Below are 250 nucleotides of genomic sequence, written 5' to 3' on the forward strand. Positions count from 1 at the left end.
GGCCGAGGTTGTCCATGATGAGGTTCCACAGCGCAAGGAGACGCCAGCGCCTGCCACGCATCCCGCCATCACCGACGACCAGCTGGCCGGTGGGTTCCTGCTGCGCCTCAACGATGCCGAGATGGCGTGCGACCCGTCCGCGTTGGACGTGCTCTACGCGGACATCAAGGCCGCCACGTGGCAGAAGAAGACGCGCGCCGAGCCGTGTGCCTATGCCACGCTGGCCAACGAGTTCACCGCGGCAAAGTCC

Annotated in this window: 1 protein-coding gene; it reads left to right on the forward strand. The window is 66.8% G+C overall.

The genetic code is table 11. The annotated features are described in order from the left end of the window. On the forward strand, nucleotides 1-250 hold a 250-nt coding region (locus Q4528_RS15080), incomplete at both ends, for a hypothetical protein (RefSeq protein ID WP_303522502.1).

Origin of the sequence: Staphylococcus pasteuri (assembly GCF_030547725.1) — a bacterium.
Lineage (GTDB): Bacteria > Bacillota > Bacilli > Staphylococcales > Staphylococcaceae > Staphylococcus > Staphylococcus pasteuri.